Raw genomic sequence first — 6,957 nt, forward strand, 5'->3', positions numbered from 1 at the left:
GAGGAAAATCGGACAATCAAGATTAATTTAGGCATTCCAACGCCGCAGAAGGAGGAAGGCGCAGCAGAACCAGCAGTTATAGCTGTTCCTGAGCCAAACCTGCAGTTTGTGCACGTTGAAGCAAAGGATTATACCATTCCGTCGCTGGATTTGCTCAAATCGCCGAGCAAACGGGGCATTGCTGATGATACAGATAAAATAAAGGAAAATGTTGAGATATTAGAAGAAACCTTCAAAAGCTTTGGTGTGAAAGCTAAGGTGACAGAGGTGCATAGGGGACCGGCTGTTACAAAATATGAGGTATATCCAGGGACAGGTGTGAAGGTTAGTAAGATTGTCAGTTTAAGTGATGATTTAGCACTTGCTTTAGCTGCGAAGGATATACGGATTGAGGCGCCTATTCCAGGGAAGTCGGCAATTGGTATCGAGGTACCAAACTCGGAAATCGCAATGGTCACACTGCGGGAGGTTCTTGAAGGGAAAGCAAGCAAACATCAGGACGAGAAGCTATTGATTGGTCTTGGCCGTGATATTGCTGGTGAGGCAGTTGTTGCACGGCTTAATAAAATGCCGCATCTTCTTGTTGCTGGTGCAACTGGCAGCGGAAAAAGTGTTTGTATTAATGGTATCATTATCAGTATTTTGATGCGGACAAAGCCGCATGAAGTGAAAATGATGATGATCGATCCAAAAATGGTAGAGCTGAACATGTATAATGGTGTGCCGCATCTGCTTGCACCTGTTGTCACAGATCCGAAAAAAGCATCACAGGCACTAAAAAAGGTTGTAAGTGAAATGGAGAGACGCTACGAGTTATTTGCTCATAGCGGAACGCGTAATATTGAAGGGTATAATGAGTACGTGAACCAATATAATGAGCATGCGGATGCAAAGCAGCCAACATTGCCTTATATTGTTGTAATTGTGGACGAGCTTGCTGATCTCATGATGGTTGCTTCCTCAGATGTGGAAGATAGCATTATGCGTCTCGCCCAGATGGCACGTGCAGCCGGCATTCATTTAATACTAGCAACACAGCGTCCATCCGTTGATGTCATTACGGGCGTCATTAAAGCGAATATTCCCTCAAGGATCGCCTTTGCTGTTTCATCGCAAACTGATTCACGTACCATTTTGGATACAGGGGGAGCAGATAAGCTTCTTGGCCGCGGGGACATGCTGTTTCTTCCGGTGGGGGCATCGAAACCGATTCGTGTACAAGGTGCATTTTTATCTGATGAAGAAGTCGAAAAAGTTGTGGAGTATGTCATATCACAACAAAAAGCGCAATATCAGGAGGATATGATCCCGAAAGAGGGAACAGAGAGTGTGCAGGATGTAGAGGATAATTTATATGAGGAGGCAGTACAACTTGTTGTAGATATGCAAACAGCTTCCGTCTCTATGCTGCAAAGGCGCTTTCGGATTGGCTATACGCGTGCGGCCCGTTTAATTGACGCAATGGAAATGAACGGAGTTGTTGGTCCGTATGAAGGAAGCAAGCCACGCGAAGTATTGGTGAAGGACGTACAAGAAAAAAGTTCGTAAAGAAAACTCGTCGATTGGCAAGCCCTGTCCTTGGGCGAAGATAGAGGCGTAGCCCTACTTATACTGTATTCCTAAAATTCCCCACTGCGTCGAATGAACTTCCAGCTGGGAATTTATCCTTTCCTACAGTGTAAAAAAGGTACAAACGAGAGAAACGCAATTTTGCATTTCTCCTGTTTGTACCTTTTATTTGTTTTACAAAAAATGAAACCATTGTAATTTTATTTGTTCTTTTTAGGAAGATGAAGGAAAGAAAGGGACATGATATATATATCCATTTCTTTTATATCAACTAGGAGGGACATAGAGGATGAAGAAAAAAGCAGGGCTACTTTTATCTTTAACACTGGCTGCTAGCACTATGTTAGGGGCTTGCGGTAACGCTAATAAGGAAGCTGGCGATACGAAAAAAACCAGTGGTTTTAAAGTTGGCATGGTTACAGATGTTGGCGGGGTGGACGATAAATCTTTTAACCAGTCTGCTTGGGAGGGATTAACAGAGTTTGGTAAAAAGAACAGTTTGAAAGAGAATGAAGACTACCGTTATTTGCAGTCTACTCGCGATTCTGAATATGAGCCAAACCTAACAAAATTCGCTGAAGGCAACTATAACCTAACATTTGGTATCGGCTACTTAATGCAGGAAGCTGTTGAAAAGGTAGCAGATCAATTTCCAAACAACCAATTTGCGATTGTTGACAGCGTGATTGACAAAAAGAATGTCACAAGCATTACATTTAAGGAAAATGAAGGTTCCTTTCTTGTCGGTGTTGTTGCGGCTCTAACAACAAAATCGAATAAGGTCGGCTTTATCGGCGGAACAAAAAGTCCGCTCATTCAAAAGTTTGAGTATGGATTTAAAGCGGGAGTAAAGGCAGTGAATCCGAATATTGAGGTTGTCGCTGAGTATGCGGAAGCGTTCGATAAGCCGGAAAAAGGCTCTGTTCTAGCATCGGCGATGTATGGGCAAGGTGTGGATGTTATTTATCATGCATCTGGCGCAACTGGAAATGGCGTATTTACAGAGGCGAAAAATCGTGCGAAAAAAGGCACAAAGGTCTGGGTAATTGGTGTTGACCGTGATCAGCATCAAGAAGGCATGCCAGAAAACGTAACATTAACTTCTATGGTCAAGCGCGTTGATGTAGCGGTGGCTGAAGTAGCTCAAGAAATGAAGGATGGCAAATTAGAGGGCGGGAAAACGCTTGAGTTTGGCCTCAAGGAAGAGGGAGTAGGCATTGCACCTACAAAAGATAATGTCAGTCAAGATGCGCAAACAAAGGTAGAGGAATTCACGAAGAAAATTTTGAACGGTGAAATCAAGGTTCCAGCTACGGAAGAAGAATATAAGGTATATGAAGCTGCTTTAAAGAAGTAGAGAAGAAAAGCAGTGCGAGGGTTAGTTCAGAGAGCTAGCCTTCGTATGTATTTTCACTGTAAGAAAGTATAAATTCCTAGCTAGAAGTCAATTCGACGTAGTGGGGAATTTTAGGAATACAGTGTAAGTAGGGCTACGCCTCCGTCTTCGCTCGGGGGGCAGGCTCACCAATCAGCGGGTTTTCTTTACACTTTAAGAAAGTATAAATTTCTAGCTGGAGGCCGATTCGACGTAGTTAGAAATTTTAGGAACAAAGTATAAGGGCAACTACGCCTCTGTCTTCGCCCAAAAGCAGGGCTCGCCAATCGGCGAGTTTTCTTTACCATACACTATATGGAGCTTCCAATGGAGGAGGTCTTGCTATGAGCTATGAGTATGTAATTGAAATGAATGGCATCACCAAAATCTTTCCAGGTATTGTTGCAAATGACAATATTACACTTCAAGTGAAAAAGGGTGAGATTCACGCACTGCTAGGAGAGAATGGTGCCGGAAAATCCACACTAATGAATGTGTTGTTTGGCTTGTATCAGCCCGAGGAAGGCGAAATTCGGGTGAAAGGAAAACCGGTTAAGATTACAAGTCCAAACGTTGCAAACGATTTAGGAATTGGCATGGTGCACCAGCATTTTATGCTTGTGCATAATTTCACTGTAACAGAAAATATCATTCTCGGAAATGAACCGACGAAGGGTGGCAAAATTAATATTGCAGATGCTGCGCTAGAAATTAAAAAGCTGTCTGAGCAATACGGCTTGGCGGTAGATCCGTATGCGAAAATTGAGGACATTTCTGTTGGGATGCAGCAACGTGTGGAAATTTTAAAAACGCTATACCGTGGTGCAGAAATTTTGATTTTTGATGAACCAACGGCAGTATTAACTCCGCAGGAAATTCATGAACTAATCGCTATTATGAAGCGTCTCGTGCATGAGGGAAAATCCATTGTTCTCATTACACATAAACTGAAGGAAATTATGGAGGTAAGCAACCGTTGTACGATTATCCGCAAAGGAAAAGGAATTGGAACAGTGACAATTGCGGAGACAAATGAGGACAAATTAGCAGAGTTGATGGTCGGGCGTCAAGTGAGCTTTAAAACAGAAAAGTCAGACGCAAAGCCTAGTCAGGATGTGCTTAGCATCCGTAATTTGACTGTGCATGATACCCGCGGCCTCCCTGCTGTAAAGGGGCTGGACTTAACCGTTCGTGCGGGAGAAGTGATGGGCATTGCCGGGATAGAAGGCAATGGCCAAAGCGAGCTGATTGAAGTCATTACCGGCTTACGAAAAGTTGAGTCAGGATCTATTACGCTAAGCGGGAAAGAGATTACAAATTGGCCGACCCGCCGCATCACAGAGGAAGGGGTAGGGCATATTCCGCAGGATCGTCATAAGCACGGACTTGTACTAGATTTTTCAATTGGTGACAATATGGTGCTGCAAACCTACTATAAGCCGCCATTTTCAAAAGGTGGCATTCTAAATTTTAACAAGGTGTATGAGAAAGCAAAAATGCTGATTCAGCAATTCGACGTCCGCACACCGAGTGAATATACACCTGCACGCGCTTTGTCTGGAGGAAATCAGCAAAAAGCTATTATCGCACGTGAGGTGGATCGTAATCCAGAATTGTTAATCGCAGCGCAGCCAACTCGGGGGCTTGATGTTGGCGCCATTGAATTTATTCATAAAAAGCTCATTGAGCAGCGTGATAAAGGCAAGGCAGTATTGCTTATTTCCTTAGAGTTGGATGAAGTTATTAATGTGAGCGATCGGATTGCGGTTATCTATGAGGGACAAATTGTTGATATTGTAGATGCTAAGCAAACAGATGAACAAGAGCTTGGATTACTAATGGCTGGCGGCAAGCAGAGAGAGAGGGTGAAGGAAGATGCCTAAAATTACATTATCGCCCCGGATGATTGGAGTGTTAGTACCAATTGTATCAGCTGTATTTGGTCTGCTTGTCGGCGCAATTGTGATGATGGTAAGCGGTTATGATCCTATTGCTGGGTACGGTGCATTATGGGAAGGGATGGTCGGAACACCCCGGGCATTTGGAGAGACCCTTCGTACGATGATTCCGCTTGTGCTGGCAGGCTTATCCGTTGCATTTGCATTTCGCACAGGTCTGTTTAATATCGGTGTCGAAGGGCAGCTTCTTGTAGGGTGGTTCGCATCTGTGTGGGCTGGTTATGCGCTGCATTTGCCAAGTGTCCTTCATATTCCCCTTTCTATTTTAGGAGCGGCGATTGCGGGTGGAATCTGGGGATTTATTCCGGGATTTTTAAAGGGAAAATTTAAAGTGAATGAAGTCATTGTGACGATTATGCTGAATTATGTTGCCTTGTATCTCACGTATGATTTTATCAAACGCTTTTTAGATGCCGGAAATGAAAAATCTTACGACATCCAGGAAACGGCCTCCTTAGCATCTACTATGCTTTCGAATATAACAGGAGGCTCACGCTTGCACTGGGGCATTGTTGTTGCGCTTATTATGGCTGTCCTGATGTGGTTTTTGATTGATCGTACAGCTCTTGGGTATGAATTGAAAGCTGTGGGGTTTAATACATATGCATCGCAATACGCTGGGATGAAGGTCTCCCGGAATATTGTACTTTCAATGTCGATTGCAGGGGCATTTGCTGGGATTGGCGGAGCAATGGAAGGATTGGGCACCTTTCAGAATATGACTGCCATGTCCTCCTTTACGGGAATTGGATTTGACGGGATTGCTGTTGCTTTACTTGGGGGTAATAACGCCTTTGGTATTTTGCTTGCAGCTTTATTATTTGGCGGATTAAAAAGTGCTGCGCCGCAAATGAACTTTACAGCTAACGTTCCATCCGAACTCATTAATGTGATCATCGCCTTTATTATTTTCTTTGTGGCAAGCAGCTACGTCCTTCGTTGGTTGCTTTCCCGTTTGAGTAAGGAGGGGAAGTAGATGAGCTTCTTGGAGTTATTAGGGATTATTGTTTCCGGAACGCTTTATACAGCAACACCGCTCATCTTTACTGCGCTTGGCGGGGTATTTAGCGAACGATCCGGCGTTGTCAATATCGCACTGGAGGGATTAATGCTGTTTGGTGCGTTTATCGGAATCGTTACAACACTTTTAATGGGCGATACCTGGGGGACGGCAGCGCCATGGGTGTCACTGATTGTTGCAGCGATTGCCAGCGGCTTGTTTGCGCTGCTTCACGGGGTCGCATCCATCACACTAAAAGCAGATCAGACAGTGAGCGGTGTTGCTATTAATTTTCTCGCTCTTGGCTTAACGGTGTTTGCGATTAAGAAAATCTTTGGAAAGGGACAAACTGATTTTATTCAGTTTCGCATTGAAAAGGTGGATGTCCCGATTCTTTCCGATATCCCGATTATCGGGAGAATCTTTTTCTCGGATGTGCCGTATACATCCTATATTGCTATCATTCTTGCCTTTGTTGTATGGTATATGATTTATAAGACGCCGTTTGGCTTGCGTCTGCGAGCGGTCGGGGAGCATCCGATGGCTGCGGATACGATGGGAATTAATGTGTATAAAATGCGTTATACCGCTGTATGTATTTCCGGGATGTTTGCAGGAGTCGGAGGTGCAGTATTTGCTACATCAATTTCCGGCAATTTTTCTGGCGGAACGATTACTGGACAGGGCTTTCTTGCATTAGCTGCAATGATTTTTGGAAAATGGCATCCCATTGGTGCGCTTGGTGCCGCTTTGTTTTTTGGTTTTGCTCAATCACTTGCTATTACGGGTGGGACCATCCCGTTTTTAAGAGGTGTTCCGAGCGTGATTTTAACAATCCTGCCTTATGTATTCACAATTCTTGCCCTTGTTGGCTTTGTTGGACGTGCGGAAGCACCGAAAGCTCTTGGCGTACCGTATGAAAAAGGAAAGAGATGATAAAAAGCCCATGGACGGGCTTTTTATCATACTTTAAGAGGGATAAGCTTCTAGCTAGGAGCCAATTCGACGTAGTGAGAAATTTTAGAAATAAAGTATAAGTGCAACTACGCCTCTGC

Annotated in this window: 4 protein-coding genes and 1 pseudogene; all 5 read left to right on the plus strand. The window is 44.0% G+C overall.

Annotated features, from left to right (window positions below; genetic code table 11):
• Positions 1-93 precede the first annotated feature (93 nt).
• A pseudogene (locus AAHB12_RS31660) lies at positions 94-1,548 on the plus strand (DNA translocase FtsK); the annotation flags it as partial.
• A gap of 310 nt (positions 1,549-1,858) precedes the next feature.
• Positions 1,859-2,926 carry a BMP family lipoprotein gene (locus AAHB12_RS03705; RefSeq protein ID WP_342044323.1) on the plus strand — a complete coding sequence of 356 codons (1,068 nt, stop codon included), beginning with the start codon at positions 1,859-1,861 and terminating at the stop codon, positions 2,924-2,926.
• A gap of 362 nt (positions 2,927-3,288) precedes the next feature.
• Positions 3,289-4,827 (plus strand): ABC transporter ATP-binding protein, encoded by a 1,539-nt coding sequence (locus AAHB12_RS03710; protein WP_342044324.1) that lies wholly within the window; start codon positions 3,289-3,291, stop codon positions 4,825-4,827.
• Positions 4,820-5,878, plus strand: coding sequence for an ABC transporter permease (locus AAHB12_RS03715; protein ID WP_129726744.1), 1,059 nt, complete (start codon positions 4,820-4,822; stop codon positions 5,876-5,878). The genes AAHB12_RS03710 and AAHB12_RS03715 overlap by 8 nt, the downstream gene beginning before the upstream one ends.
• Positions 5,879-6,838: an ABC transporter permease gene (locus AAHB12_RS03720; protein WP_342044325.1), complete on the plus strand. Its 960-nt coding sequence runs from the start codon at positions 5,879-5,881 to the stop codon at positions 6,836-6,838.
• Positions 6,839-6,957: the final 119 nt, after the last annotated feature.

Source organism: Bacillus sp. OTU530 (assembly GCF_038440375.1).

Excerpts from the sequence above, each read along its gene's own strand:
- AAHB12_RS03715 (WP_129726744.1), top strand. The coding sequence starts at position 4,820 with ATGCCTAAAATTACATTATCGCCCCGGATGATTGGAGTGTTAGTACCA.
- AAHB12_RS03710 (WP_342044324.1), top strand. The coding sequence starts at position 3,289 with ATGAGCTATGAGTATGTAATTGAAATGAATGGCATCACCAAAATCTTT.
- AAHB12_RS03705 (WP_342044323.1), top strand. The coding sequence starts at position 1,859 with ATGAAGAAAAAAGCAGGGCTACTTTTATCTTTAACACTGGCTGCTAGC.
- AAHB12_RS03720 (WP_342044325.1), top strand. The coding sequence starts at position 5,879 with ATGAGCTTCTTGGAGTTATTAGGGATTATTGTTTCCGGAACGCTTTAT.